The 25,463-nt window shown below is 61.3% G+C and carries 24 protein-coding genes; 15 read left to right on the top strand and 9 right to left on the bottom strand.

Annotated features, from left to right (window positions below; genetic code table 11):
- Positions 1-464 precede the first annotated feature (464 nt).
- The 7 genes from SIAM614_RS05090 to SIAM614_RS05060 form a co-directional block, all read right to left on the bottom strand.
- On the bottom strand, positions 465-1,097 hold the full coding sequence (locus tag SIAM614_RS05090; RefSeq protein WP_006932595.1) for a hypothetical protein: 633 nt from the start codon (positions 1,095-1,097) through the stop codon (positions 465-467).
- Positions 1,094-1,705: a hypothetical protein gene (locus SIAM614_RS05085; RefSeq protein WP_006932594.1), complete on the bottom strand. Its 612-nt coding sequence runs from the start codon at positions 1,703-1,705 to the stop codon at positions 1,094-1,096. Before SIAM614_RS05085 ends, SIAM614_RS05090 begins: the two co-directional genes overlap by 4 nt.
- A gap of 58 nt (positions 1,706-1,763) precedes the next feature.
- Entirely contained in the window at positions 1,764-3,305 is a 1,542-nt protein-coding gene (locus tag SIAM614_RS05080; RefSeq protein ID WP_198137262.1) for an ABC transporter substrate-binding protein, read from the bottom strand.
- 5 nt (positions 3,306-3,310) lie between these two features.
- Positions 3,311-4,189 (bottom strand): ABC transporter permease, encoded by an 879-nt coding sequence (locus tag SIAM614_RS05075; protein ID WP_006932592.1) that lies wholly within the window; start codon positions 4,187-4,189, stop codon positions 3,311-3,313.
- Positions 4,190-5,128: an ABC transporter permease gene (locus SIAM614_RS05070; RefSeq protein WP_006932591.1), complete on the bottom strand. Its 939-nt coding sequence runs from the start codon at positions 5,126-5,128 to the stop codon at positions 4,190-4,192.
- A gap of 328 nt (positions 5,129-5,456) precedes the next feature.
- The gene (gene lysM, locus SIAM614_RS05065; RefSeq protein WP_006932590.1) at positions 5,457-5,891 is read right to left on the bottom strand and encodes a peptidoglycan-binding protein LysM; all 435 of its coding nucleotides are present in this window, start codon (positions 5,889-5,891) and stop codon (positions 5,457-5,459) included.
- A gap of 165 nt (positions 5,892-6,056) precedes the next feature.
- Entirely contained in the window at positions 6,057-6,917 is an 861-nt protein-coding gene (locus SIAM614_RS05060; protein WP_006932589.1) for a DMT family transporter, read from the bottom strand.
- 161 nt (positions 6,918-7,078) lie between these two features.
- On the opposite strand from SIAM614_RS05060, the gene SIAM614_RS05055 reads away from it, so the two are divergent.
- From SIAM614_RS05055 to SIAM614_RS05030, 6 genes are all read left to right on the top strand, one after another.
- Positions 7,079-8,470, top strand: a complete 1,392-nt coding sequence (locus tag SIAM614_RS05055; RefSeq protein ID WP_006932588.1) for an aminotransferase-like domain-containing protein — start codon at positions 7,079-7,081, stop codon at positions 8,468-8,470.
- Positions 8,471-8,621: 151 nt separating this feature from the next.
- Entirely contained in the window at positions 8,622-9,398 is a 777-nt protein-coding gene (locus SIAM614_RS05050; RefSeq protein WP_229597943.1) for a glutaredoxin family protein, read from the top strand.
- A gap of 205 nt (positions 9,399-9,603) precedes the next feature.
- On the top strand, positions 9,604-9,945 hold the full coding sequence (locus SIAM614_RS05045) for an ArsR/SmtB family transcription factor (RefSeq protein WP_006932586.1): 342 nt from the start codon (positions 9,604-9,606) through the stop codon (positions 9,943-9,945).
- Positions 9,942-10,868 (top strand): SRPBCC family protein, encoded by a 927-nt coding sequence (locus tag SIAM614_RS05040; protein WP_006932585.1) that lies wholly within the window; start codon positions 9,942-9,944, stop codon positions 10,866-10,868. The genes SIAM614_RS05045 and SIAM614_RS05040 overlap by 4 nt, the downstream gene beginning before the upstream one ends.
- Before the next feature lie 207 nt (positions 10,869-11,075).
- Entirely contained in the window at positions 11,076-12,062 is a 987-nt protein-coding gene (denD, locus tag SIAM614_RS05035; RefSeq protein WP_006932584.1) for a D-erythronate dehydrogenase, read from the top strand.
- Positions 12,059-12,835, top strand: coding sequence for an SDR family oxidoreductase (locus SIAM614_RS05030; protein ID WP_006932583.1), 777 nt, complete (start codon positions 12,059-12,061; stop codon positions 12,833-12,835). Before denD ends, SIAM614_RS05030 begins: the two co-directional genes overlap by 4 nt.
- A gap of 25 nt (positions 12,836-12,860) precedes the next feature.
- Here the strand turns inward: SIAM614_RS05030 and SIAM614_RS05025 are convergent, their stop codons facing one another.
- Positions 12,861-13,781 (bottom strand): LysR family transcriptional regulator, encoded by a 921-nt coding sequence (locus SIAM614_RS05025; RefSeq protein ID WP_040439302.1) that lies wholly within the window; start codon positions 13,779-13,781, stop codon positions 12,861-12,863.
- Between the two features lie 150 nt (positions 13,782-13,931).
- On the opposite strand from SIAM614_RS05025, the gene SIAM614_RS05020 reads away from it, so the two are divergent.
- Entirely contained in the window at positions 13,932-14,498 is a 567-nt protein-coding gene (locus tag SIAM614_RS05020) for a hemerythrin domain-containing protein (RefSeq protein WP_040439373.1), read from the top strand.
- Between the two features lie 99 nt (positions 14,499-14,597).
- Positions 14,598-15,638, top strand: a complete 1,041-nt coding sequence (locus SIAM614_RS05015; RefSeq protein ID WP_040439301.1) for a glutathione S-transferase C-terminal domain-containing protein — start codon at positions 14,598-14,600, stop codon at positions 15,636-15,638.
- 78 nt (positions 15,639-15,716) lie between these two features.
- Here SIAM614_RS05015 and qhpR read toward each other — a convergent pair whose 3' ends face one another.
- Positions 15,717-16,742, bottom strand: coding sequence for an AraC-like transcriptional regulator QhpR (gene qhpR, locus SIAM614_RS05010; protein WP_006932579.1), 1,026 nt, complete (start codon positions 16,740-16,742; stop codon positions 15,717-15,719).
- 242 nt (positions 16,743-16,984) lie between these two features.
- On the opposite strand from qhpR, the gene qhpG reads away from it, so the two are divergent.
- From qhpG to SIAM614_RS04975, 7 genes are all read left to right on the top strand, one after another.
- The gene (gene qhpG, locus SIAM614_RS05005; RefSeq protein WP_198137261.1) at positions 16,985-18,331 is read left to right on the top strand and encodes a flavin-dependent monooxygenase QhpG; all 1,347 of its coding nucleotides are present in this window, start codon (positions 16,985-16,987) and stop codon (positions 18,329-18,331) included.
- Positions 18,328-19,893 carry a quinohemoprotein amine dehydrogenase subunit alpha gene (gene peaA, locus SIAM614_RS05000; protein ID WP_006932574.1) on the top strand — a complete coding sequence of 522 codons (1,566 nt, stop codon included), beginning with the start codon at positions 18,328-18,330 and terminating at the stop codon, positions 19,891-19,893. The genes qhpG and peaA overlap by 4 nt, the downstream gene beginning before the upstream one ends.
- A gap of 17 nt (positions 19,894-19,910) precedes the next feature.
- Positions 19,911-21,347, top strand: a complete 1,437-nt coding sequence (gene peaB, locus SIAM614_RS04995) for a quinohemoprotein amine dehydrogenase maturation protein (protein ID WP_006932573.1) — start codon at positions 19,911-19,913, stop codon at positions 21,345-21,347.
- On the top strand, positions 21,344-21,676 hold the full coding sequence (qhpC, locus tag SIAM614_RS04990; protein WP_006932572.1) for a quinohemoprotein amine dehydrogenase subunit gamma: 333 nt from the start codon (positions 21,344-21,346) through the stop codon (positions 21,674-21,676). Before peaB ends, qhpC begins: the two co-directional genes overlap by 4 nt.
- A gap of 36 nt (positions 21,677-21,712) precedes the next feature.
- Positions 21,713-22,804 (top strand): quinohemoprotein amine dehydrogenase subunit beta, encoded by a 1,092-nt coding sequence (gene peaD / locus SIAM614_RS04985; RefSeq protein WP_006932571.1) that lies wholly within the window; start codon positions 21,713-21,715, stop codon positions 22,802-22,804.
- Between the two features lie 177 nt (positions 22,805-22,981).
- Positions 22,982-24,724, top strand: coding sequence for an ABC transporter ATP-binding protein (locus SIAM614_RS04980; RefSeq protein WP_006932570.1), 1,743 nt, complete (start codon positions 22,982-22,984; stop codon positions 24,722-24,724).
- Positions 24,721-25,359: a S8/S53 family peptidase gene (locus tag SIAM614_RS04975; protein ID WP_006932567.1), complete on the top strand. Its 639-nt coding sequence runs from the start codon at positions 24,721-24,723 to the stop codon at positions 25,357-25,359. Before SIAM614_RS04980 ends, SIAM614_RS04975 begins: the two co-directional genes overlap by 4 nt.
- Positions 25,360-25,463: the final 104 nt, after the last annotated feature.

The following is a 25,463-nucleotide window of genomic DNA, read 5'->3' as shown; positions in this document are numbered from 1 at the left end:
CCCACACCCGGGCTCTCCCTCCAAGGCGCCTGCCTTGACCTGAGCCGGGTTTCTGGGCTCGGTGGAATGGCTGTTCCAGGTGGCGGCCCCGTGCCCGGAGGATTGGTAGATATCCGTATCGGTCCGTCACGGGTGAGGTGCGCGGCGACGGCAGCGAACGCACCGCCGGCCGTCGGTGCGCCGCCGCCAGAGCGGAGGGGGACACAAGCGCCGTTGTCAGGGCGTCAGGAAAGGGAGGCGGTTAAAGCGCGGGTTCTGCGTGTGGGGATCGAGAATGGCCTTTTCCAGTCGCGACCCGGGTCATGCTGGAAGCCAAATTCCCTGCCGCCACTACCCGGTTTGCTCCTGATGTATTTCGTCCACACATGTGTGTGCCGCTCAACATCCTTGAAAATACCACGGCCAATTCTGACAATGCCGCTTTCACTTGAAGCGCATCGGGAACGTAGCGGAAAGGTCTGCGCTCAGGGGACTGATGTCCTTTTGGCAAGCCCTGCGCCGATCCCTTTCAGATATGGCAGGAACCCGTCCAGAAACCGGGTTGTTGCCGGCATGAAGAAGCTGCCGTGATGGTACATCGGGTCAAGGGAAGTGATCAGCAGGCGGCCGGGGGTGGAGACCGTGTCCTCGTAAAAGATCGAGCCGAATTCGCCGACGTCGACCAGCGACTGCGCCCCGTCCGGCACCTGGAAATAACCGTGATAGTGCCAGGTGACGTCGGCAAGGGTGAGGTGGGTGAAGAGGGGATGATCCGGCGCGGCGATCTTCAGGCCGATCTCGCCGCCTTCCTTCCACCACCAGAAATTGGTCGGCGTGTCCGTCCACTTCACATCAGGCAGCCAGTCCGGATGGCCGGTGGAGCCCATGGCGACGACGGTCTTGCCGCTTGCCAGAAAGTCGGCGATTTGCTCGCGCCGGGGACGCAGTACCGAAGGATCGGTGCGGCAGGAGACAAGCAGGGTGTCAAAGGCGGACAGATCCACCTCAGGCAGATCGCGTGTGTAGATGATCTCGTCGAAAAAGTCGTGGTATCGCGGTTCGTAAATGGTGCGGTGATGATAGTAGGTGCCGGCGTCGAGGACTGCGAGCCTTGTCATTGCTGGGGTCCCTTTCCGCTGGCCCAGGCGCAGAGCTGCGGGGCAATGCGTGCGGTCGTGTCGCTGGAGCCGACGTACATCCAAAGATCGTTGCCGGCATGCATGAAGATGCGTCCGCCGGAAGGGCGCTCATAGACCCAGTCGCAGGGCAGGCGATCCGGGCCGACACCGTGGAGGTTAACAGCGCCTTCCGGCGGCGGGTTGAAACCGCGGGCGTAGAAGCCGGCAACACCCCGGCGGTATGTCAGCTCCTCGGTTGCAACGCCTTCAAACACCGGGTGGTCTGTCAGCCGGTGGATCTGCAGGTCTTCCAGCGAGAAGCGGTTCAGGGGAACGAAGGGCTGGAATTCTGGCAGCATCGGCCAGGCAACGTGGCCGTTGAACACCAGTGTTCCACCACCATTCAGGAACTGCTCGATCTTCGACGTCAGGCTGCCGAAAAAGCGCTGGTCGAGATGGGCCGGCAGGCAGAGCGCGGGATAGCGCGACAGGTCGGCAGTTTCGAGGTCATAATGGCCGACTACGTCGATATCGGGCACATAATCGCCGACGTCGGGCAGGTCGTTGCCTGCCCCCTTGATCGGCTGCAGAAAGAGGCAGGACGCCATTGGGCTCTCCATTCGAACGATCCCGGGCGGCGAAGCCGCCCGGGCTGAGCTTGGGCTGTTACTGTTTGCTGACTGCCTTGAAATTGTAGAAGAAGCCGGACGGGTGGACCTTGTAGCCGCTGACGCCGGTCTTGGACGCGGCCACGTAGATCTTGTGAACCAGCGGGATGATCGGTGCATCCGTCTGCAGGATTTCCTGTGCCTTGGCATAGGTTTCCAGCGCTTCCGGGCCTTCTTCCAGCGTCCGGCCCTTGTCGACCAGGGCGTCGAATTCCGGATTGGCCCAGTTCTGGTAGTTGAGGCCCGCCTTGGAATGGAACTGCGACTTCAGGTGCAGGTCCGGGTGGCCGGTCATTTCCGGTGTCCAGAAGACGACGGAAACGTCATAATCACTCTGCTTGACGAGATCGAGCATGCCTTCCCAAGTGTACATTTCCAGCTTGGTGGAAATACCCTGCTGCTGCAGCAGCGCTGCCATGGTTTCACTGATCGGGGCCATTTCGGCGCGGCTGGAATAGCTGAGGATACGCAGGCTCAGCGGCTCGCCGTCCTTCTGCCAGGTGGTGCCGTCTTTCTCGTATCCGGCCTCGGTCAGAAGCTCGGCGGCTTTTTCCGGGTTGAAGGAATAGGCAGAAAGCTCTGGTGCGGCCCAGGGAAATTCCGGCGGGAAGAAGGTCCAGGCCGGCTTGCCGATGCCGTCGAGCGCACCCTTGACCAGGATCTCGCGGTCAACCAGCAGGTTCACTGCCTGGCGAACCTTCGGATCATGCAGCACGCTGTTCTCACCGGCATTGAAAGCACCGTAGTAGAGACCGGCGCTCGGCTCGGCATAGACTTCGAATTTCTCGTCGGCCTTCATGCGTTCCACATCGGAAGGCAACAGGTGGACGACGAAGTCGACCTCGCCGGTTTCCAGCGCCAGCGCGCGGGCATTGTGGTCGGGAATATAGCGGTAGACGATTTCTTCCAGCTTGGGCGCTTCGCCCCAGTAGGCATCGTTGCGCACAACAGTGGTGCGGTCATGCTTCTGGTAATCCTTGAACACCCAGGGGCCGGTGCCGACCGGCTTCACGAACTCGCCGTTCTCATCGAACGAGGCCTTGCCGTAGATGACGGTGATGGCGTCGGTCAGCTGGTTGGGCAGGGCAGTGAAAGGCTCGTTGGTTTCGATTTCCAGTTCAGTGCCGGAAACAGCCCGGATTTCCTTGATGTTGAGAAGGTCCGAGGCATAGGGCAGGAGCGCGATCACGCGTTCCAGCGAGAACTTGGCGGCTTCCGCGTCGAAAGTGCTGCCGTCATGGAAGGTGACGCCCTCGCGCAGCTGGAAGCGCCAGACGTTGGGAGAAACGCGCTCCCAGGAGGTGGCAAGACCCGGAACCAGTTTCATGTCGAAATCGAGCTTTACCAGAGTGTCCAGAATCTCGCTTTCGTTGAAAAAGCGGCTGCGGCGCGGTTTCATCGACAGCGGCAGGGCTTCCCACATGGTGGCAACGGTCAGCGTTGAACTGCCTTCGGCCTGCGCTGGCATGTGCGGCAGGGCCAGCATGGCGGCCGTAGCCACGGAAACGGCAAGTCGGCCCAGGGTTCTGCGGGATATCATGAGGATCAACTCCTTGGTTTGAAGATTGTTTTTCGAAGGGTCAAAAGATTGGTGTGCCGGGAGCGCATCCGGTCGCCGATGCCGTCGCCAAGCAGGTTCACCAGCATGACGAAGGCGGTGATCGTCAGGCCCGGTGCGAGGACAAGATGCGGATGACTGCGCATGTGGTTGCGCGCATCGGCGATCATCCGGCCCCATTCGGCTGTTCCGGGTTCCACGCCAAGGCCCAGAAAGCTGAGCCCTGCAAAGGCGAGGATGACCCAGGAGAGCGAATAGGCGGCCATGGTCAGGAGAGGCGCCGCGATGTTCGGCAGAAGATGGCGGTGGACGATGCGTCTGCGGGACGATCCGAGAGCCTCTGCCGCCTGGACGTAGAGCTTCGCCCGTTCCACCAGGATCATGTTGCGCACCAGCCGGGCGTATTCCGTCCAGTGGACGGCGGTGAGCGCCAGGAGCACGACGGCAAGTCCAAGGCCCATGACACCGGCGATAATCATGGCAATCGCCAATGCGGGCAGCACGGAAAGCCCCTCGCAGAAGCGCATCAACAGCTGATCCGGCCAGCCGCCCAGATAGCCGCAGACGCAGCCAAGCAGCGTACCGGTGAGGGCGGAGGCCAGCACCACCAGCAGGGCTGCACCTGTGGTGAGTCTGCCGGCGTAAAGCAGGCGGGAAAAGACGTCGCGGCCCATCTGGTCGGTGCCCAGAAGGTGCGGCCAGCCAGGAGGTACAAGACGGTTCAGGATGTCGATCTGGTCTGGCGGGTAGGGCGCTGCGAGCGGTGCCAGCACGATCATCAGAATGAGACAGGCCAGCAACCCGGCACGCGTTTGCCGGCGCTGTGCGTCAGGTTTGGGCCGAAACAGGCTGTGGGCTCTTGCCATTCAGATTGCCTCCTGAATGCGCGGATCGGCCAGCGTCACCAGGTAATCGACCAGGAGGTTGATGATGATGTAGCCACAGGCGATCACCAGGAAACAGACCTGGATCAACGGGTAATCGCGGTTGAGCAGCGAGGCGACCAGCAGGCTGCCGATGCCCGGCCAGGCAAAGATCGTTTCAACGATGATCATGCCGTCAAAGGCGCGGGCGAATTGCAGCCCGGTGAGCGTCAGGAGCGAGGGCAGGATGTTGGGCAGGGCGTGATGCAGCAGGATCCGCGTTTGGCTCAGGCCCTTGGCCTTGGCCGTGCGGATGTAGGCATGGTGAAACTCGTCCAAAAGCCGGGCACGAACAAAGCGCGCTATCACGCCGGTCATGGTGGTCGCAATCACCAGTGTCGGCAACACGGCATGGGCAAGCGTGCCGTGGCCCGAGCTCGGCAGCCAGCCGAGCGTGAGCGAGAACAGAAGCGCCAATAGCAGCGCGTACCAGAAATTGGGAATGGACAGGCCGGCAACGCTTGCCGCCGCCAAAAGGCGATCAGCAAGACCTCCGGCGTGATAGGCACAGAAACAGCCGATTGGTACAGCAAGGACCAAGGCAAGGCCGATCGACAGCAAAGCCAGGATCAGCGACTGGCGTATCCGCAGCAGGATGTCGCCAGAAACACTTTCTCCCGTGACGAAGGAAGTGCCGAGATCCCCGGTAAGCACATTGCCAAGCCAGTGCAGATATTGAACGGGAAGGGGATCGTCAAAGCCGTTTTCGGCTGAAAATCTCTCAACCGCAGCCGCATCTGGCAGGGTGCCGTCCATCTGGGACAGCAGCAGTACCTCGGCAAAATCTCCCGGCAACAGGCGCAACAGGGCGAAGCCGGCAATGGACACCAGGAACAGCAGTATTACCGATTGGACAAGCCTGTGGCTCAGCCGGCGCACCATCCGAAAACCGCCCCAAATCCGTCAAATGAGAAAACTTGAGCTTTATAATCATATTTCTACGGGTGGTGTCGAGGTTGGTTTGTAAAAAACTTGAAAAAAATACTCAAATTTCTATCCGGCAGTTTTGTGCCGCCGTGTGGAAAGGGGAAAAGTCTCGGGAGCAGATGCAACGCTTCCCTCAGAACCATGGGGCTGAGCGTCTCGGAACATGTATCTGGGGCAGAGGGTCTGAGCGATGCCGGCCCTGCGGGCGGACATGGAGCGCAACGGGTGTTAGCCGGAAGAGGAGGCAAGCCACGGGTGAGCCGTGGCTTGCCGAAACGCGATCTTACAGTGCGGGTATCCGCAGGACCTGACCCGGATAGATCTTGTCCGGGTCGGACAGCATCGGCTTGTTGGCTTCGAAGATTGCCTGGTACTTGGCGCCGTTGCCGTAGACCGTTTCGGCGACCTTCCAGAGTGTGTCGCCCTTGACCACCGTGTGAAATTTGGCTTCCGGTTCGCTGCTCTCGACCGTTATTTCTTCCTCGACCTTGGAAATGCCGAGCACGTTGCCGGCGGCAAGGATCAGTTTTTCACGGGCTTCCTGGCTGGGGGCCGCGCCTGCGATCCTGACGGTGTCGCCGCTGACTTCAACCTTGACGTCGCCGTCGAGACCGAGATCGGCAACTTCCTTTTCGATGGCTTCCGCACTTGCTTCCGGCGCATCGTCGTCGCCAAACAGCTTCTTGCCCGCATCCTTCACGAAATCAAAGAAACCCATGTCTTTTATCCTTTAAGTCAATTCAGCCGAAATCTGCCGGCGCGCCCTGCTGGAGGTCATTTCACGCAGCGGAACCATATTGCAAATTTCCCCGGACGGCGGAAGCAAAATCCGGGGAGGCAAGGCGGACTTGCGGTGAGGGGGCGGGCTGGACAAGGGCTGGGCTCATGCGAAGCGCTTGGCTCCGGCAACGCAGCCGACAACCAGAGTGGTGACGAGGATCATGGTGGAGGACACCGGTTCATGCAGCAGCAGGCCGGCCAGCATCAGGCCGAAAAAGGGTTGCAGCAACTGCAATTGGCCGACACTGGCAATGCCGCCGATGGCAAGGCCTCTGTACCAGAAGATGAAGCCGACGAGCATCGAGAAAACCGAGACATAGCCGAGCCCGGCCCAGGCGGCGGTATCAATGCCTGTCCAACTGTCCGGCCATGTGATCAGCGCGAGCGTGCCCATGACGGGAAGCGAAAGGGCCAGCGCCCAGGAGATGACCTGCCAGCCGCCAAGGCGGCGGGACAGCACGCCACCTTCCGCATAGCCGAAGCCGCAGACGATGACCGCCGCCAGCATCAGGAGATCCCCCTTGAAGGAAAGATCGGCCCCTTGCGACAGTGCGTAGGCGGCAACGGCGGCGCTGCCGGTGCAGGAAAACACCCAGAAGAGTGGCCTCGGCCTTTCCATTCCGCGCAGCAGGCCGAAAAGGGCGGTCGCAAGGGGCAGGAGGCCGATGAAGACAATCGAATGGGCGGCGGTAACATGCTGCAAGGCGAGGGCCGTCAGCAACGGAAAGCCGACGACGACGCCAAGAGCGACGATCAGCAGCGAGGTCAGATCGCTCCGCTGCGGCCGCGCCTGCCGAAGAAGCAGCAGGACAGCCATGCCGAGAAAGGCTGCGACCACAGCCCGGGCGGATGTCAGAAACAGCGGGCTGAAGCCGCCGAGCGCAACCCGCGTCGCCGGCAGTGAGCCGCTGAAGATGAGAACGCCCAGGAGCCCGCTGCCCCATCCTGCCATCGATGCCTGCATGTCTGGTCTTTCTGCTGTCTTGCCTTTGAGTGTTCCCGTTTGGCGGAACACGTTGCAGGTTCAGGATTAGTCGGGCAGGGCTGGTCAGGACAGTGACAGTGCAATACAATTCATAAAAACTGTACTGCTTACACTTGCCATACACTTTAGCGGATTAACCCATGGAACAGGACACGCGAACGGCCACGGTGATGGAAGCCGTCAAGCGCAAGATCGCCAGCCGGGCGCTGGAGCCTGGCGAAAAACTGCCGTCCATCCGTGGGTTCGCCGCCACCATGCGCGTGTCGCCGTCCACCGTGGTGACCGCCTATGACCGGCTGGCTGCCGAAGGCATCATCTATGCCCGCCGCGGTTCCGGATTTTTCGTTGCCGACGCCGCCCGGCCGTTCTCGGTTGCCGAGGTCGGGCCGCAGCTAGACCGGGAGATCGACCCGTTCTGGGTGTCGCGCCAATCGCTTGATGCCGGGCCGGATGTTCTGAAACCCGGCTGCGGCTGGATGCCGGCGGACTGGATGCCGAACGAAGCCCTGCAGCGCGGTTTGCGAGCGCTTGCGCGGACGGGCGGTGGCCACCTGTTCGACTATGGAGAAACGCGGGGCGCCGCGAACCTGCGCCACCTGCTGGCGCGGCAATTCTCGGACGAAGGACTTGAGGTGAACCCAGGCCAGGTCTTGCTGACGCCGTCGGGAACGCAGGCCATCGATCTGATCTGCCGGTTCTTCCTGCGGCCGGGAGATACGGTGCTGGTGGATGACCCCTGTTATTTCAACTTTCAGGCTCTGCTGAAGGCGCACAGGGTGGAGGTTGCCGGTGTGCCGTTCACGCGCAGCGGACCGGATACCTCGCTCTTCGAAGAAGCGCTCAACCGGTACAAGCCCAAGCTCTACATCACCAATTCCGCCCTTCACAATCCGACAGGCGCGACGATTTCGCCCCAGGTCGCGCACAAGGTTCTGAACCTCGTGACGGCCCACGGTCTGGTGGTGATCGAGGACGATATTTTCGGCGGCTTTGCGCCAGAAGCCCTGCCAAACCTTGCCGTTCTGGATGGTCTGGAGCGGGTTATCCGCATCGGCAGCTTCTCCAAGACCCTGTCTGCCTCCGTGCGCTGCGGGTATATCGCGGCGCGGGCGGACTGGGTCGAAGCGCTGGTCGACCTGCAGGTGGCCACCAATTTCGGCGGACCGGGGCCGGTCGCGAGTGATCTGGTCCATGGCGTTCTGAGCGACGGCAGTTATCGCAAGCACATGGACGCGTTGCGGGTTCGCCTTGCAAAGAAGCGGCGTGATGTTGCCGCCAGGCTGGAGCCCCTCGGGATTACGCCCTGGGTCAGCCCAAAGGGCGGTTTTTACCTCTGGTGCCGATTGCCCGCCGGCCAGGACGCTGCCACCATTGCCCGCGCGGCACTGCGCCGGAACGTGGTTCTGGCCCCCGGCAATGTCTTCAGCGTTTCGCAATCGATGACCGGGTTCCTGAGGTTCAATGTCAGCCAGATGAGCAATGGGCAGGTGTATGACGTGCTGGAAAGCGCGATGAAGCCAGGGGCAGCCTGAGTTCCGGCAACTATCTTACGCCTGCAGCGTTTGCCCCACAGATTGTTGCATCTGGCTGGTGCGAGCGAAGGCTGCTTCGAGCGTCTAGACTCCTGTTTACAAGGACGGTGCTTATCCGGTCAGACCCTTTTGGATGAAGGAGCTTTTTCCCATGAATGGCACAGCCGCGCAAAAGACGGATAGGAAAACGGCCAGGCTTTACCGAATGGTCATGCCCAAGCATATCTGTCCTTATGGTCTCAAGTCGAAAGACCTTCTGGAGCGGCAGGGCTATGAGGTCGAAGATCATCACCTCACGACACGTGAGGAGACCGACGCCTTCATGGAAAAACACGATGTGGAGACGACACCGCAAACCTTCATCGGTAATGCGCGGGTTGACGGCTATGACGATCTGCGCGTCTATTTCAAGCTCGATCCGCCTGAAGGGGACCGCGGCGACATGACCTACCGGCCTGTGATCGCCATTTTTGCCGTTGCCCTGCTTCTGGCCCTTGGCCTGTCTTGGCATCAATATGGAACGCCTGTCACCTTGCGGGCGGTGGAATGGTTCGTGTCGCTTTCGATGACGATCCTCGCGATCCAGAAGCTGCAGGACGTGGAGAGCTTCTCCACCATGTTCTTGAACTACGATCTGCTTGCCCGGCGCTGGGTTCCCTATTCCAGGATCTATCCCTATGCCGAGGCCTTCGCCGGTATTCTGATGACGGCCGGTGCGCTGGTCTGGCTGTCGGCCCCGGTGGCCTTCGGCATCGGCCTGATCGGCGCTGTCAGTATTTTCAAGGCGGTCTATCTGGAGAAGCGAGAGCTGAAATGCGCCTGTGTCGGCGGCAGTTCCTCGGTTCCGCTCGGCTTCGTCTCACTGACCGAAAGCCTGATGATGATGGCCATGGGGCTGTGGATGCCGTTTCGCATGTTGGTGCTATAGGGATAACAGGCAAGAAATGCGTCCGCTGTGGGAAGCCGGCGCATCTCTTGTCAGTTTCGTCCTGACAGGCAGTTTCCGAACCTCTATTCCAACTATCTGAATTTAAGAGTGTTTTCCTCGATCTCCAGAGCGCTGGACGATAAAACTTAGCCAATCAGCAAAGTTTTCTCTTGCCCTTGCAAGGGCTTTCGCAATACTTAGCAATATGGCTAAGCATGATCCTGATCTCTCCCTGTTGTTCCACGCGTTGTCCGACCCGACACGCCGCGCCATGCTGACAAGGCTCGCAAGTGGCCCGGCGCGGGTGACGGACCTTGCTGAACCGACCGGTCTGAAACTGCCCACGGTCATGCGGCACCTGTCCGTGCTGGAGCAGGCGGGGTTCATCACCACCGCCAAGGACGGACGCATACGCACCTGTGCCATCGTTCCGGAGGCTATGGAGCCGGTGCGGACATGGATCGATGAACAGCGTGCCATCTGGGAGGCTCGCCTCGACAGGCTGGACGCATTCGTCATGAACGTTATCAAGGAGACCGAAGAATGACGCAGAACGTGGTTCTGGACAGCGCAGCCTCCACCACCGCAGGCGAGGCAAGAGAGGGATTTGCGACGCTCACGTTCGAGCGCGACATGGCTGTTCCTGCCGAAACTCTCTGGCAGGCGTGGACCGCTCCGGCGGCACGGGCGGTCTGGGCTGCGCCTTCCCCTGCCGTCACCGTGGAGTTCGTCGAAGCCGACACCAGGGTGGGCGGACGGGAGATCTCGCTCTGCAAGGCGGGCGGTCAGCCGGACATCCGCTGCGAATGCGGTTGGCTGGACCTGCAACCACCGCTGCGTAGCGTGAACTACGAGGTGACCTCGTGTGAAGGCGAAACGCAGTCCGTCGCGCTTGTGACCGCAGCAATCGCGGATTTGGGTGAACGCAGCCGGTTGTCCGTGACGGTGCAGCTTTCTTCGCTCACCGCGAATATGGAAGGGGGCTACCGGGACGGCTTCAATGCGGCCCTGGACAATCTTGCAGGCGCTGCCGAGCGCACGATGATCCTGCAGCGGGTGATCCGCGCACCGCGATCCGTCGTCTGGGGCGCCTGGATGAACCCCGAAACCCTGCCGCAATGGTGGGGGCCGGACGGCTTTTCCTGCCGCACCACACGGATTGATCTGCGCGCAGGCGGCGAATGGGTGTTCGATATGATCGCACCTGACGGCACGGTTTTTCCGAACCATCACCTCTATACGGACGTCCGGCCAGACGAACGGCTCAGCTATACGCTGCTCTGGGGCGAGAATGGTCCGAAGCACGCCGACGCCTGGGCCTCGTTCGAGGAGGAGGACGGGGCAACGAAAGTCACGCTCGGCATGGTCTTCAGCACCGCTGCGGAATTCCAGGAAGCCAGGGGCTTTGGCGCCGTGGAACTGGGGCAGCAGACCCTGGGCAAGCTGGAAAGCTTTATCAAAGCGGGCTGAGCAACCGCGTTGTTGTGGTCTCCCTTGGCCTTTGATTGGGGGTCAAGGGGGATGACATGTGACGGGCTCACTGCCTGAATATTGAAACAATCAGGTTGTGCAATCGGGCGAAGAACACCTTTTCGCTGAAACCGACTTGCCCTTGCGCTCAATCTCCGCAAGTCTCCGTTGGAACGTTCCTGCCATCAAGTTCCGCGGAGACCCTCCATGCATATTCTCATCATCGGCGCAGCCGGTATGGTTGGCCGAAAGCTGGTTGAAAAGCTGGCCGCGGAACCGGACGTGCTCGGGTTCGAGGTTTCGCGGCTGACCCTGGCCGACGCCAACCAGCCAACTGTTCCGGCGGCTCTGCCCGGCGTTGCCGAGGCGGTTACCGTGGACCTTTCGAAGCCTGGATCTGCACAGACGCTGGTTGCTGCGCGCCCCGATGTCATCTTTCACCTTGCGGCCATCGTCAGCGGCGAGGCGGAGCAGGCGTTTGAAAAGGGCTATGCGGTCAATCTCGACGGCAGCCGTGATTTGTTCGAGGCCATCCGGCTGGAAGGGGCGCGCGAGCCGTATTTTCCGAAGGTGATCTTCGCGTCGTCGATTGCCGTGTTCGGCCAGCCGTTTCCTGAGAAGATCGGCGACGAGTTCTTTACAACACCGCTGACAAGCTACGGCACGCAAAAGGCGATCACAGAGCTGCTGCTGGCAGACTACACCCGCAAGGGCTTCTTCGACGGCATCGGCTTGCGCCTGCCAACGATCTGCATTCGCCCGGGAAAGCCCAACAAGGCGGCTTCCGGCTTCTTTTCCAACATCATGCGCGAGCCTCTTGCCGGGCAGGAGGCGGTTCTGCCGGTGGATGAAGACGTACGCCACTGGTTCGCAAGCCCGCGCGCTGCTGTCGGTTTTTTCGTTCATGCCGCGCGGCTCGATTCGGGCCGCTTGGGCCCCCGTCGCACCGTTACGCTGCCAGGGCTTTCCGCAACTGTCGGTGAGCAGATCGAGGCTCTGCGACGGGTTGCCGGGGAAAAGGTCGTCAGCCTGATCCGCCGGGAGCCGGACGAAACAATCGTTCAAATTGTTGACGGCTGGCCGAGAAATTTCGATGCCAGAAGAGCCTTGGACCTCGGGTTTCAGGCGGAAACCAGCTTTGACGACATCATCCGCATACATATTGAAGACGAATTGGAAGGCAGAAATCCATGACCGCAGACGGGTTTGACGTGAAGGGCAGGATCGCGCTTGTGACCGGTGGCGGCACGGGTGTCGGCAAGGCTGTTGCCGCTGGCTTGAGCAGGGCCGGCTGGCGGGTTCTGATCACCGGCCGCCGCAAGGATGTTCTGGAAAAGGCCGCAACCGAACTCTCCCGAAATACCGGTAACGAAGTGTCCTGGATTGCCGCGGATGTGGGCGATCCAGCTTCTGTGAAGGCCCTCTTCGACGAGATTTCCAAGACGTTCGGCAGGCTGGATCTGCTGGTCAACAATGCGGGCATCTCGAACGCGTCCGTCCCGCTGGAGGACATCTCGTTCGAGGAGTGGAGCGCTGTCGTGGCGGCGAACCTGACCGGGGCTTTCCTGTGCACTCAGCAGGCCTTCCGGCTGATGAAGGCGCAGGAACCGAGGGGTGGGCGCATCATCAACAATGGCTCGATTTCGGCAACGACGCCAAGGCCGAATTCAGCCCCCTATACCGCGACCAAACATGCGATTACCGGCCTGACCAAATCGGCCGCGCTGGATGGCCGCCCGTTCGATATCGCCTGCGGCCAGATCGACATTGGCAATGCGGCCAGCGACATGACGGCCAAAATGAGCGGCGGCGTGCTGCAGGCCAATGGTGAAACCGCCTCGGAGCCGACCATCGATCCGGTGCATGTGGCCAATGCGGTCACCTACATGGCCAGCCTGCCGCTGGATGCCAATGTGCTGACATTGACGGTGATGGCAACCGGCATGCCGTTCGTCGGCCGCGGCTAGGCTGACTGCGTGCGCTGCCCGGATTTCAACTTTGGGCAGCGGCTTGCGGGTCGTTGCCAAGGCCGGAAAGACAAGCAGCCCGGATGTCTTCGGCAAAGAGGCGCATGCGACGGTTGAGGCGGCGTTCCCGGGCATGGAGCAGATAGATGCCCCATGCCGGCACGGCGATGTCCGGTAGCAGGGGCACCAGCTTTCCGGCAGCCAGTGCCTCCGTCACGATGAAATCCGGCAGCCGGCTGATGCCATGCCCCTGGATTGTTGCGTCCAGCAGGAACGTCCCGCTATTGGAATTGAGCGCGGGCTGAAACTCGATCTGCTGGCGCTTGCCCTTTTGCGTCTGAAACTCCCAGACAGTCCGGCGCGCCCAGCCGAAATGAAGTAGCCGATGCTTCGGCAGATCGTCTATCGATTGCGGTGCGGGATGGCCTCGCAGGTAGTCGGGGCTGGCAAAGAGGCAATGTTCCACGGTGCCCAATTTCATTGTGATGGCGTCTTCGGGCCGCGTTTCGGTGATGCGGATCGCAAAGTCATAGTTTTCTCTGGCAAGATCGACCAGCCGGTCATCGAAATCGACGGTTAGCTGGATGTCCGGGTGCCGGGCCTGGAAATCGATCAGCTCCTTGTTGAGGAAACCGTGGCCGAAATCCCTCGGGATCGAGATTGACAGGGGCCCGGAAGGGGCTGTCCCGTTGCTCAGGAAATCGTCCTCGATGTCGTCGACATCGCTGACAAAGCGGCTCGCGCGCTGAAAGAGCTCGCGTCCGGTCTCGGTCAGATCCCAATGGCCGGGAGAGCGATCGACGAGACGGGTCCCATAGCGGTCCTCCAGCAGCGACAGACGGCGGCTGACAGCCGACTTGGCGATGCCGAGTTCCGCAGCGGCTTTCGAGATGCTGCCGCTGGCAACCACCTGAACGAACAGCCGCAGGTCTTCCATCTGGCCCATATTGTTCTCCAAATCAGAACGATGAGCCCTGATTTTGATATCTGGTTATGAAATTTGCAACTTCCTATCTGTCGGAGAACCTGAAGTGCCGGACCGTTTCACCGCGGGTGACCAATGGTCCGGCTCGCTCACAAGCAGATTGGAAACGCCATGAACGCAGAGATTGACATTCGCACCACGGAAATGCCCGCGGACATGCGCATTCTGCTGGATGCGTATCCGCGCGATACCTGGGAAGCTCATCCCGGGTTCAAGGAGAAAACCAGCAACTGGCTGGGGGCACATGTGATGTTCCGGCAGTTGGCGGAACTGGTGCGTCTCGAAACGGAGGCCTATCTGGAGAAGCTGAGAGACCCGGAAGATTTTGCTGCCAGACTGTCGCGGTACGGCGACCTGCTGGTGCGCAATCTCCACGGGCACCACACCTGGGAAGACAAGAGCTACTTTCCGGAACTGTGTGAGGCCGACCCGCGTTTCGAGAAGGGATTGGAGATCCTGGAAAAGGACCACGAAGCGCTGGACGCGATGTTGTTCGGCTTCTCACGAACCGCCAATCGCGCAATCAAGCTGGTCCAGCTTGACGAAGCGCAGGCACGCGAGGAGGCTGGCCAGTTGCAGCCGGTAACGGAGACGATCGAAAAGCTGCTGGGACGTCACCTAAGCGATGAAGAGGAATTGGCAGTGCCCATCATTCTTCACCATCGCCTGCGCGGATAACAGCAACACATGGCCGGGTGCGGTTATTGCTCCCGGCCGTGTGCTGGTTTCAGGGGGGGGAGCCCCATGAATGATGACGGACTGACCCGGAGGAAGACGATGCCCGAGCCGACTGCCGATTTGTCAACGGAAGAAAACCAGGCCGATGCTGCCGACCGTCGTAAACAAGGGGAGTTCGTTCGCGGTGTCAGCGGGTTTCGCTCTGCCATCGGCGATGCGGATTTTCCGGCAGAGCCCGGGCGATATCATCTGTTCGTCGCGCTCAACTGCCCATGGTGCCACCGTGTGACGCTTACCCGAAACGTTCTCGGGCTTCAGTCCGGCGTTTCCATGGATGTGGCCTTTCCGGGCCGGACCGAAAAAGACGATCCGGCAGGTGAGAACCTCTGGGAATTCAATCCTGAAAGAGTGGCCAGCCTGACGGGTGGACCCTTGCCGGAATGCACGGATGAAACGGCGACAGGTGAGGGGCTGCGTCTGGTGAAGCAAATCTATGCGGCGGAAGGATCAGATGAACGATCCGTCCCGGTTCTCTACGACAAGAAACAGAAGCGGATCGTCAACAACGAAAGCGCCGAGATCATCCGCATGCTGAATGCCCATGCCGCGGCACTGGGCAGCACGATTGCACAGGAAACGCGGCCTGATCTTTATCCGGACGATGCGGATCTGCAGGCACAGATCGATGTCCTGAACGAAACGATCTATACGCGGATCAACAATGGGGCCTACAAGGCCGGATTTTCATCCGACCAGAATGTCTATGCGGCGGCTTACGAAGGCTATTTCGCCTTGCTGGCAGAGCTGGAGGATCGGCTGGGTGCCGATGGCAGGCCGTTTCTGACCGGCGACAGCTTCACTGAAGCCGACCTGAGGCTGTTCCCGACGCTTTACCGGCATGATCCGGTCTATTTCGTGCGCATGAAGCTGAACGGTGCCCGCATTCTGGACTATCCAAATCTGTGGCGCTGGCTGTGCCGGGTGCATGCCTTGCCGGGTGTCGCAGGCAGTTCGTCGCTGATCCATTGCAGGCAGGGGTATTTCGGCCGGTCCTGGAACAATGTCGTACCGCTGGGGCCCTTCCGGCCGATGCCCTATCCGCAGGCCTATGCGCATCCCGAACTTGCAGAGCGGCAGTAGACCTGGCTGAGACTGGGGAGGGCGCTTTGGGTCAATCTCGCAGAACGCTTGCTAGCCCTTTGGCTCGCAGAACGCTTGCTAGCGCTTTGGCGCTCGGCCGTAACTTTGCCGGTACTGTTTCGGCGTCATGCCGGTCTTGCGCTTGAACGCCCGCTCGAAGGCGGTCTGGTCGGAATAGTCCAGCTCGAAGGCGATCTGCGCCAGTGAGTGACTGGTGTCGACAAGGGCATGACGGGCGATGCGGTAGCGGCAGTCGTCCAGAAGGGTGGAAAAGCGCAGGCCTTCCTCGCCGAGGTGCCGGTGCAGGCTGCGTCGGGAGAGGCCAAGCCTGCGGGCAACGGCTTCCTGGTCGGAAGACCCGGTGCCAAGCCCTTCGTAGATGGCGGTGCGGGTGCGTGCGGTCAAAGACTTGGTGCGGGCCTTGCTGGCAAGAGCCTCGCTCAGACTGGCAAGGGCGTTGCGATGCCCGCCGCAGGTGTCGCGCGGCATTGGTGCGCTCAGGACCTTTTCAGGAAAACTGAGCGCATTTGTTTCACAGTCAAAGAGGCAGAAACTGCCTGCGGTTTCCGCCCAGATCGAAAGCGGGCGCGCGGCGGTGTGTTCGAAGCAGATCAGGTCGGGCTGCCAGTTCGCGCCGGCCCCTCGACGGATGAGTTCCGTCAGCACGGACAGCGTGAATTCGGCATCCTGTCTGCGCGGCCAGATATCCGGATTGAGGATGCGGTAGGTGAGGGTGGCGACACCCTCTTCAACGGTTAGCTGCAGATCCGTCTCGCTCTGGATGAATTTTATGAAGCGTTCGAAGGTCCGCAATGCCGAGCCGACAGTGGAAGCAGTCAGAAGCGCATCGCCCAGTTCGCCGAGGTCTTGCAGGTTGAGCCTGGGGCCGGATTGCCAGCCGATGCCCGGTTGACCGAGCATCGCCGCCCCGTGCTCGTAGATCTCGACAAAGGAATACAGTGGAATTTCAACTTGGGTGTCCTGCCAGGCGTCAACTGGCACGCCGCTCTGGCGTCCCAGAGCCGCAGGTTCAAGGCCCTTGTCGATCAGCATTGCCTGCAGACCGCTCAAGGCACCTGAGATGATCGTTGCACCTCTTGGCATGACCCCCGCCTCTCCCGAAAGCCCCGCTTGGCCCACCTGACGCAGGTGACGCCAAGTGGAAGGGTCAAGTACAGCAGAGTTCCGGAGCTGTTGCAATTGAGCCTCTCGGGATTTCAAGGTCGTCGCAAAGATTGGCCGAAATTGTCGAGAAGTACGCAAAAGCCCTCTCTCTAATGGCAGGCACAGAGAGATCCGGTTCAGCACCTTGAAAACTTGGGCGTCCGGACGAGGGAACAGATTTGGTGACCTGCATCGATGTGGCAGTGGCCGGCGGTGGACCCGCTGGTGCCTTCACAGCGCGTGAGTTGGCTCGTGCCGGGCTCAGCGTGCTCCTGATCGACCTGGCAACCTGCCGTCCCAGGCTGGAAGGTCTTGGCGAACGGGTGGCGCAGCTTCTCGTCGCCAAGGGCCTTGATGAAGCACTGGCGGCTGCCAGCCAACCCTTGCCCCGGCATGTGACATGGGCTGGCCTCGCAGGCACGGCCAACGGCGAGCGGCTGGTCCGCCGTCATATATTCGATGACGCCTTGAGACGTGCGGCCTTTGAAGCTGGAGCACAAACCCGGCAGGCGCGTCTCGGCCGGATCCTGAAAACCGACGCACAGCAGGGCGTCCTTTTGAAGCTTTCCACCGGGGAGGAGGTCAGCGCACGGCTGCTGATCGACGCACGCGGGCGGCAAGCCACATCCGCCCAGCGCCTCAAAGGTCCCCAAACCCTTGCAATTGCAGGGCTGACCCAGGGAACAGCAGGTGTTGCCGGCACCCACGTGGAAGCGACACCGCAGGGCTGGCTCTGGGTTGCGGAAGATCCGGATTTTGGCCGTTGGCTACAGATTTCCATAGGAGCGGACGATCTTGTTGGCTCCGGTCAAGCGGCCTTGCAGGACCGGATGGGCCGGTTTCTTGCGCAGGAACAGCTTGCCGGACGGTTCTCAGACCAAACATTTCAGGAGCCATTGATCGCCCGCGCAGCCGGTCTGGTTCTGTCAGCTCCCCAATTGCAGCTTCCGGTCATTCCGGTTGGCGATGCCGCGGTTGCGATCGACCCCTTGTCCGGGCACGGGCTGTTCTGGGCGCTTTCCTCCGCACTTTCGGCCGTGCCGAGCGTGTTGACCATCCTCGAAACCCCGGAAGAGGGGCAGCGGCTCGCGGCCCGCTTTTACCGCGACCGCGTGGTGGAAACCTTCTGGCGTCAGGCGCGGACCGGGCGTGACTTCTACCGGCTGGAAACGGGCCTTTCTTCCAATCCATTCTGGGCGGAGCGGGTCTGTTGGCCGGACGACGCGCCATCCCACCCGAGTGTTTCCGAAACCTTCCTGCAGCAGCGCGTTGTCGTGGACAACAACCGGCTGGTCGAACGGGAAGTTCTGCTGACGCCGCAGGATCCCAGCGGCGTTGCCTATATCGCGGGCATCCCGGTTGGCGATCTCAAGCCGTTCTTTCCGTCTTCCGCCATGGCGCAGCCGCCGCCGTGTGCGCCGTCCCCCGCGCTCAAGGCCGCCTTCGGCTGGCTTGAGAGCCGCGGCCTTCTGCATGGCTCGCTGAGCCGCACACAAAAACACCAGACCAAAACGAGGGAAACAGCATGATCAAACGAATGCGAAAGGGGCATCTGGCCGGCATTGCCGGGCTCATGCTTCTGCTGCCTGTGCCGGCGGGGGCGCAGGATGGGGCCACGCTTCTGGAGGAAAATTGCAGCGGCTGTCACATGGCAGATGACAGCGGCGCTCTCAGCCGTATCAGCGGCCAGCGCAAGACGCCCGAAGGCTGGCTGATGACCATCGTGCGCATGCGGCTCTTCCACGGCATGGAAATCGATCCTGCCGTTCAGAGCGAGCTGGTGCACTATCTTGCCGATACGCAAGGCCTTGCCCCAAGCGAGACCGAAGGACTGCGGTATGTTCTGGAACGCGAACCGGCACATATGGAAGAGGTGGAGGCCCCACTTGGCGAAATGTGCGCCCGTTGCCATTCGGCGGCCCGGTTCAAACTTCAGCGGCGGACACCGGAAGAATGGGCCCTGCATATCGACTTCCATGTCGGCCAATGGCCAACCCTGGAATATCAGGCCCTTGGCCGCGACCGGGAATGGCTGAAACTGGCCCGCGAGGAAGTGGTGCCGCTATTGGCCGAGCGCTATCCGATGGAAACGGAAGCCTGGAACAAATGGCTGGAGGCACAAAAGCCGCAGGCCACCGGCAGATGGGTGTTCGCAACCAGTCTGCCGGAAAAGGGCGACGCCTATGGTGCGCTTGAGGTAACCGGCGACAGCCAGCCCTATTCGGTGTCCGGCACCTTGATGACCGTCGACGGGGAGGAGCTGACCCTTGAGGGCAAGCTGAACGTCTATACGGGCTACGAATGGCGCGCCAATCTCGACATTGGCGGCGAGAAATACCGGCAGATCCTGGCAATTTCGGAAGACGGCAGCAGCCTGAGCGGGCGTCAGTTCGTGCATGCCGAAGATAGCCTCGGAGGCTCCTTCAAGGCGGCCAGGGCAGGTGGTGACCCTGCCATTGTCGGCGTGGTGCCTTCCATTGTTCCCGCCGGCAGCAGCGCAAAGGTCCAGATCGTCGGCACCGGGCTTGGCGAAGTCGCCCTCAGTGGTGCGCTGGAAGTCACCGGCGGTGAAGCCAACGCCTATGGCGCTGTTATCGACGTGGCGCCTGCGGCAGATACCGACGGCCTGGTCACGATTGCGGCAGGGGATGCGGCCACTGAAGACACGCTTGCTGTCTACAGCCACATCGACAGCCTGAAAGTGGAACCGGCCTTTGCCGTTGCCCGTGTCGGTGGCGGTGGCGGCTCTGCCGGGAAGGTTCCGGCGCGCTTCGACGCTGTCGGCTACTGGAACGGTCCGGACGGCCAGCCAGGGACGGAGGACGATATCCGCATCGGCTCCGTGCCGGCCACCTGGTCGCTCGCGCCCTTTAACGAAGAGGCAGAGCACCTGAAAGACACCGAATACGCAGGGTCGATGGACGAAACGCTTGGCATCTTCATGCCTGCCGTTGCGGGCCCCAATCCCGAGCGTCCGTTCTCCACCAACAATGCGGGCAATCTGAAGGTGCTGGCAACCAGCGGCGAGGCGACCGGTGAAGGTCAGCTCATCGTCACGGTGCAGCGCTGGAACGATCCCCCGATCCGCTGAAACAGGAGTTTGAAACCATGGGATATCTCTTTTTTCAGCCGCAGAACGCGCATCGGGTCGAAGTGGACGGGCGTCACCTGCTTTTCCACGTGCCGACGACATCTCTGTTCGAGATCGACCGGCTCGACAATGACGTGATCGACCTCTTCAGCAACCGGACGAAGGTTTCAGAAGCCGATGTCCGGGAGCGGTTCAGCGGCCGGGTCGATCCGGGCGAGGTAACAGAGCGGATCCGTTCGTTTCTCGATCTCGACATCATCACCGACGGCCGCCCGCCAAGGGCGGAGCGGCCGCCGATCCATATCCAGAACTTTCCGCTGACGACGATTGTTCTCAACGTCAACACGGGCTGCAATCTTTCCTGCACCTATTGTTACAAGGAAGATCTGGATACGCCGTCCAAGGGCCGGCGCATGGCCTTCGAGACGGCGAAACGCTCGATCGAATTGCTGCTGGCGGAAAGCCCGGACCGGGACAGCTACAATGTTGTCTTCTTCGGCGGCGAACCGCTCAGCAACCTGGCCTTGATCAAGGAAGTGGTTGCCTACGCGGAAGACCGCTTCGGCACTCTCGGCAAGCGTGTCGACTTCACCCTGACGACCAACGCGACGCTTCTGACCGAGGACATCGTCGACTGGCTCAATGCCCACCGGTTTGGCCTGACCGTTTCGATGGACGGGCCGAAGGCGCTTCACGACAAGAATCGCAAGACCGTGGGGGGCAAGGGCACCTACAACGTCGTTGCCTCCAAGACCAGGATGCTGCTGGAACGCTACACCTCCCGCCCGGTCGGCGGGCGGGTGACGCTGACCCATGGCGTCACGGCGGTCTACGAGATCTGGGATCACCTGAAAAACGAGATCGGCTTTCATGAAGTCGGTTTCTCGCCGGTGACCTCTGGTCCCATCGCGCCGTTCAACCTGACCGGTGACGAGCTTCAAACGGTGTTCGAAGAGATGAAACGTCTCGGACGGCATTACCGGGATGAAGCGCTTCTGGGCCGCAACATCGGCTTTTCCAACATGCACCAGCTCATGAACGACCTTTACGAAGGCCGGTCCAAGGCCCTGCCTTGCGGGGCAGGGCTCGGCATGCTGGCGGTCGACCACGAGGGCGGGCTCAATCTCTGCCACCGGTTCACCGGGTCCGACATGGAGACCTATGGCACGGTCGATGGCGGCATTGAAAAGCAGAAGCTGGCCCGTTTCATCGAGGACCGGGCCGACCGCACCGACAAGGGCTGCTCCACTTGCCGCATCCGCAACATCTGCGCGGGCGGCTGTTATCACGAGAGTTACGCCCATTTCTCCGATCCGATGAAGCCGACCTACCACTATTGCGACCTCATGCGCGACTGGGTGGATTTCGGCATCGGCGTCTATGGCGAGTTGATCGCTGGCGCTCCGGCTTTCTTTTCGGATCACATCATGCCTCGGAGGGCATTCGGCAAATGAGACACTTGAAACCCCTGAACCAGAAAGCCGACCGCGTCGTCACTGCGGTCGAAACCGACAAGATGGACGAAGTGCGCGCCATGCAGACTGTTGTGGTCGGCTGCACATCGACCCTCGATCCCGGCTGGGAGGTCGATCCGTTTGGCGGTGTCGCGGCCCTATGCCAGCCGATGGAGGCTGATCTCTATGGCTGCTCGGACCCGTGCTGGTGGCCGGCCCAGGTGCCGGACACGATCAATTCCTATCGGGACTGGAACGCCGATGCCGACAACGCCGGCAAGGACTGGCGTTCGCTCGGCACGGTTTTCCCGTCCGACAGCGAAACCTGACCGGCTGACGCCCTACAAGATATTCGGAGAAACCCGATGCGAAATCTGATTGCTGCGGCAAGCGCAGCCCTGGCCCTGAGCCTTACCGCTCTGCCGGCCGTCGCCAAGGATCTGATCGTCACGGCCGCAAAACCAGACCGGCTTTACGTGATCGACGCCAAGGCGAGAACGATAGAGACTGACTGCAAGCTCGACTTCAACCTGATCCCCGGTGTCATCGTCGTGTCGCCGGACAACAAGATCGCCTATATCCTCGGCAATCGCTGGGAGGATGTTTTCGGTATCGACCTGTCCACCTGCGAGATGGTGTTTTCGGCACATCAGTCCGAAGGCGACATTCGGCGCAAGACCATTGCCTCCCTGGCCGTTTCCAAGGATGGCAAGGAGGTCTACACGGTGCGCAACCCTGTGCGGTTGCTTGCCGACCGCTACGAGGTTCTGGAACCTGAAATCGCGGTCTATGAGACTTCGGCTGGGCTTGGCGCCAAACCGGCCCGTACCTTTCCAAGCCCGCGTCGCATGACGGTGATGGCGACCGGCCGGGACGGCATGCTCTATGCCGCCGGACACGAGATCTATGCCATTGACCCGAAGACGGGTGAGATCTCGATCAAGATCAAGAATGCCACCTGGGACCGGCCAACCTATTCGCCGCCGGACGTCCTTGCGTTCTGGCCCATCGGCACGCAGGCAGACGAGTTCATGCTGCTCTATTCGGCTGCCAAGTTCACCGACGAGTCGATGAGCGAGATTGCCGATTTCGTCTGGGGGTACCAGTCGGTCGATCTGACGACAGGGGAAAGCGAGATCGCGGATTTCGCCAGCCTGGAAGTGATCATGTTCTCTGCTGTGCGCGACCCCAACGACAAGAGCAAGCTTTACGGTGTCTACACCCAGCTCTCCAAGCATGATGTCGAGAAGAAAGAGCTGATCAAGCGGGTCGACCTGCCACACACCTACTACTGTGTGAACATCTCGTCCGACGGCAAGGAAATCTATGTCGGCGGGACCAATGACGACATTGGCGTCTATGATGCAGAGACCCTGGAACGTATCGGCGAAATTCTCCTGCCTTCGGGCGGCGACATGGCTGCCGGCACCATGCAGGTGATCAGCACCGGCAGCTAGGGGAGAGAACCGAACCTGCGAGGTCCCCGGTTGTCCTCCCGGTGTGCTGCATCAGCGGCAAGACCGGGACCCAGTATCCCCAGTGGCAACTGAAGCACTCCTGTCTCATTGCCAGTGATTACTGGGTCCCCGCTTTCGCGGGGATGACAATGGGAAGGTTGCAGACAAGGAACACGGATGAAGCAGGCAGTTTCCTTGCAAGGAACAGATCAGGCCGGGGCAGTGCCGTCCCGGCCTTCACTGCTGCTTGGCCTGTTCAACCGGGTCTTCGGCAGCCGCGAGGCGGCGTGGCTGGTGCCGCTGGTTGCGCCCTACCGCTGGCCGCTGGCGATGCTGTTTCTGTTGTCCCTTGTGGCGGCAGGGGCGGCGCTTGTGCCGCCTTACCTCACCAAGCTTGTCATTGACCGGGGCCTGATGGCCGGGGACAAGCAGGCGCTTGTCCTGTTTGTGGCCGTGCTCTTCTGCGTCGGACTGGCTGCACTGGCGCTGGGCGCGCTCAATTCTCTCTTGCACCTGCGGTTTTCGGCAAGATTGCTGAAGGATCTGCGCCGGTCCGCCGTTGATCAGATCCTTGCCCAGTCGCCCCGCTGGCAGGCAAGACAATCCATCGGCGAACTCATGAGCCGTCTGGACGGCGATGCCGGTGAAGTTCAGCAATTCACGTTTGCGGTGCTGGTGAATGGCGGCGGCAGCCTTCTGAGGCTGGTGGGCGGCCTGGTCATGCTGTTTGTGCTGGCGCCCAAACTGGCTCTTCTGGCCCTTGCGTTGGCTCCGGTGGAGCTGTTGTTTTTTGCCCGTGCCCGGCCCGTGACCCAGGCGAAGGCAAGAGACGTACGTCAGGCGCGCGGGGTGCTGGCGTCAGGCCTGGCGGAGACGATAACCGGGCTGTCTGCGCTGCGGGCGCTGAATGCAACCGGGGCGGCGGCTAAGCGAATTGAAACACGGCAGCAGGGCCTTGTCGCAGCGTTGCTCTCTGCGCAGATGTGGAACGAGGTGACGCGTGCAGTACCGATGGTGCTGACGGCGATCCTGCGGAGTGCTGTTTTTCTGGTCGGCGGGCTCGCGGTAATCGACGGTACGATGCCGCTGGGGTCTCTGATTGCCTTCACTGCCTATCTGGCCTTCCTGATTGGCCCGATGCAGTCGCTGATTTCCCTCTGGCACGGACAGGCACGCATGAAGGCGGCACTTGACCGGCTGGACCAGATCATGAGCGCCGTACCGGATGTCCAGGAACCGGCATGGCCTGTGCCGCTGCCAGCCGATGGCGGTGAATTGGTGCTGGCAGGTGCTGCCTATGCACCGGATGGCGGTACGCCGCTGTTTGAGAATGTTTCCCTGATCGTGCCCAAAGGGCAGAAAGTCCGGCTGAGTGGGCCGTCCGGCATCGGCAAGACGTCCCTGCTGTCGCTGCTTCAGCGCCATGATGACCCGAAGGCCGGAACGATCCTGCTGGATGGCACGGACCTGCGCCATCTGTCGCTCCGCGATCTGCGTACGGTCATCGCGCTGGTGCCGCAAAAAGGGCATGTCTTTTCCGGAACCGTGGCAGACAACCTTCGTCTTGGAGCTGCCGATGCGGATGAGGAAGACATGCGGGCCGTTCTGCAGTTTGTGGAACTGGAAGACCGGTTTGCCGGTGCGGGACTTGAAACAATACTGGGTGAGGGCGGGCTGGATCTGTCCGGCGGCGAGCGCCAGCGGCTGTGTCTCGCCCGGGCCCTGCTGCAGCCCTTCCAGGTGTTGATCCTGGACGAGAGCCTGTCAGAGGTTGATGCGGAGAGGGTGTCGCGGATCATGGCTCGCATAGACAGCCGGTTTGGCGACCGCACCCGTCTTGTCGTCACGCATGGGGATGCGGAACGCTATGGCGCTTTTGACGGGGAGCTTGTGTTGAAGGCAAGAGGGGCCGGTTCATGATCCGGGTCGGGCTGATAGATGGCGCCTTGCCACGGGATTGGCCAGGCTTGGAGGCGCAGGAATGGTTTTGCAGCCCAGATGGCGCGGACCTGGCGACGGGCCATGCCGAGGCCATGGCAGAGACTATATGCGCCCATGCGGAAGATGTTCAGGTGTTCAACGCCGTTGTGTTTCCAGGGCAGCTTTCGACCTCGCTTGGTGCTGTGTGTGCCGCCTTGACCTGGCTTGCCGAAAATCCGCCCGACATCGTCTTATGCGCCTTCGGTATGGCGCGCTCTACCGTTGAGCTTTCCGTGGCAGTCTCCCGGCTGCAACAGGTAGGCAGCTGGATTGTAGGTTCCGCACCGGCGCGCGGTGGCAACGCCTATCCGGCGGCATTTGAAGGTGTCCTGTCCGTCCAGGGCGACGCACGCTGCGCGCCGGAAGAGCTTTCGCGGCTGGACCTGCCGCATGCCACCTTCGGGGCTTGCCCGACTGCCTTTGGGCGAGACGATATCCGCGGCGCCAGCGCGGCGGCGGCGCATCTCGCCGGGCTGTTGGCGACATCGGTTCAGATGGCAGAAACGTCAGCCGTGGACGGACTTGAGATTTTTACGCGCTATCGGGGGCGGGAGCGGCGCGAGGCCGCGTTGTAGACTAATTGGACTAAAATCAGAGTATGTGGTGATCCTCCGATACGGCGTTTCAACCTTTCTGAAGGGGAGGGTAAGCGGGTTGAGCCCCCTCGCGTATGCACCGG

The sequence above is a fragment of the Roseibium aggregatum IAM 12614 genome (assembly GCF_000168975.1).
GTDB classification, from domain to species: domain Bacteria; phylum Pseudomonadota; class Alphaproteobacteria; order Rhizobiales; family Stappiaceae; genus Roseibium; species Roseibium aggregatum.
This window is presented reverse-complemented; position numbering and strand designations above follow the sequence as displayed.

Bases quoted from the DNA above. Each gene is read 5' to 3' on its own strand.
- peaD (WP_006932571.1), top strand. From the start codon at position 21,713: ATGCGAAATCTGATTGCTGCGGCAAGCGCAGCCCTGGCCCTGAGCCTT.
- SIAM614_RS05090 (WP_006932595.1), bottom strand. From the start codon at position 1,097: ATGACAAGGCTCGCAGTCCTCGACGCCGGCACCTACTATCATCACCGC.
- SIAM614_RS05060 (WP_006932589.1), bottom strand. From the start codon at position 6,917: ATGCAGGCATCGATGGCAGGATGGGGCAGCGGGCTCCTGGGCGTTCTC.
- SIAM614_RS05020 (WP_040439373.1), top strand. From the start codon at position 13,932: ATGAACGCAGAGATTGACATTCGCACCACGGAAATGCCCGCGGACATG.
- SIAM614_RS05015 (WP_040439301.1), top strand. From the start codon at position 14,598: ATGCCCGAGCCGACTGCCGATTTGTCAACGGAAGAAAACCAGGCCGAT.
- SIAM614_RS05050 (WP_229597943.1), top strand. From the start codon at position 8,622: ATGAATGGCACAGCCGCGCAAAAGACGGATAGGAAAACGGCCAGGCTT.
- SIAM614_RS05030 (WP_006932583.1), top strand. From the start codon at position 12,059: ATGACCGCAGACGGGTTTGACGTGAAGGGCAGGATCGCGCTTGTGACC.
- peaA (WP_006932574.1), top strand. From the start codon at position 18,328: ATGATCAAACGAATGCGAAAGGGGCATCTGGCCGGCATTGCCGGGCTC.
- SIAM614_RS05055 (WP_006932588.1), top strand. From the start codon at position 7,079: ATGGAACAGGACACGCGAACGGCCACGGTGATGGAAGCCGTCAAGCGC.
- SIAM614_RS05085 (WP_006932594.1), bottom strand. From the start codon at position 1,705: ATGGCGTCCTGCCTCTTTCTGCAGCCGATCAAGGGGGCAGGCAACGAC.
- SIAM614_RS05080 (WP_198137262.1), bottom strand. From the start codon at position 3,305: ATGATATCCCGCAGAACCCTGGGCCGACTTGCCGTTTCCGTGGCTACG.
- SIAM614_RS05040 (WP_006932585.1), top strand. From the start codon at position 9,942: ATGACGCAGAACGTGGTTCTGGACAGCGCAGCCTCCACCACCGCAGGC.
- qhpR (WP_006932579.1), bottom strand. From the start codon at position 16,742: ATGCCAAGAGGTGCAACGATCATCTCAGGTGCCTTGAGCGGTCTGCAG.
- SIAM614_RS05070 (WP_006932591.1), bottom strand. From the start codon at position 5,128: ATGGTGCGCCGGCTGAGCCACAGGCTTGTCCAATCGGTAATACTGCTG.
- SIAM614_RS05045 (WP_006932586.1), top strand. From the start codon at position 9,604: ATGGCTAAGCATGATCCTGATCTCTCCCTGTTGTTCCACGCGTTGTCC.
- SIAM614_RS04975 (WP_006932567.1), top strand. From the start codon at position 24,721: ATGATCCGGGTCGGGCTGATAGATGGCGCCTTGCCACGGGATTGGCCA.
- lysM (WP_006932590.1), bottom strand. From the start codon at position 5,891: ATGGGTTTCTTTGATTTCGTGAAGGATGCGGGCAAGAAGCTGTTTGGC.
- SIAM614_RS05025 (WP_040439302.1), bottom strand. From the start codon at position 13,781: ATGGGCCAGATGGAAGACCTGCGGCTGTTCGTTCAGGTGGTTGCCAGC.
- peaB (WP_006932573.1), top strand. From the start codon at position 19,911: ATGGGATATCTCTTTTTTCAGCCGCAGAACGCGCATCGGGTCGAAGTG.
- qhpC (WP_006932572.1), top strand. From the start codon at position 21,344: ATGAGACACTTGAAACCCCTGAACCAGAAAGCCGACCGCGTCGTCACT.
- SIAM614_RS05075 (WP_006932592.1), bottom strand. From the start codon at position 4,189: ATGGCAAGAGCCCACAGCCTGTTTCGGCCCAAACCTGACGCACAGCGC.
- SIAM614_RS04980 (WP_006932570.1), top strand. From the start codon at position 22,982: ATGAAGCAGGCAGTTTCCTTGCAAGGAACAGATCAGGCCGGGGCAGTG.
- denD (WP_006932584.1), top strand. From the start codon at position 11,076: ATGCATATTCTCATCATCGGCGCAGCCGGTATGGTTGGCCGAAAGCTG.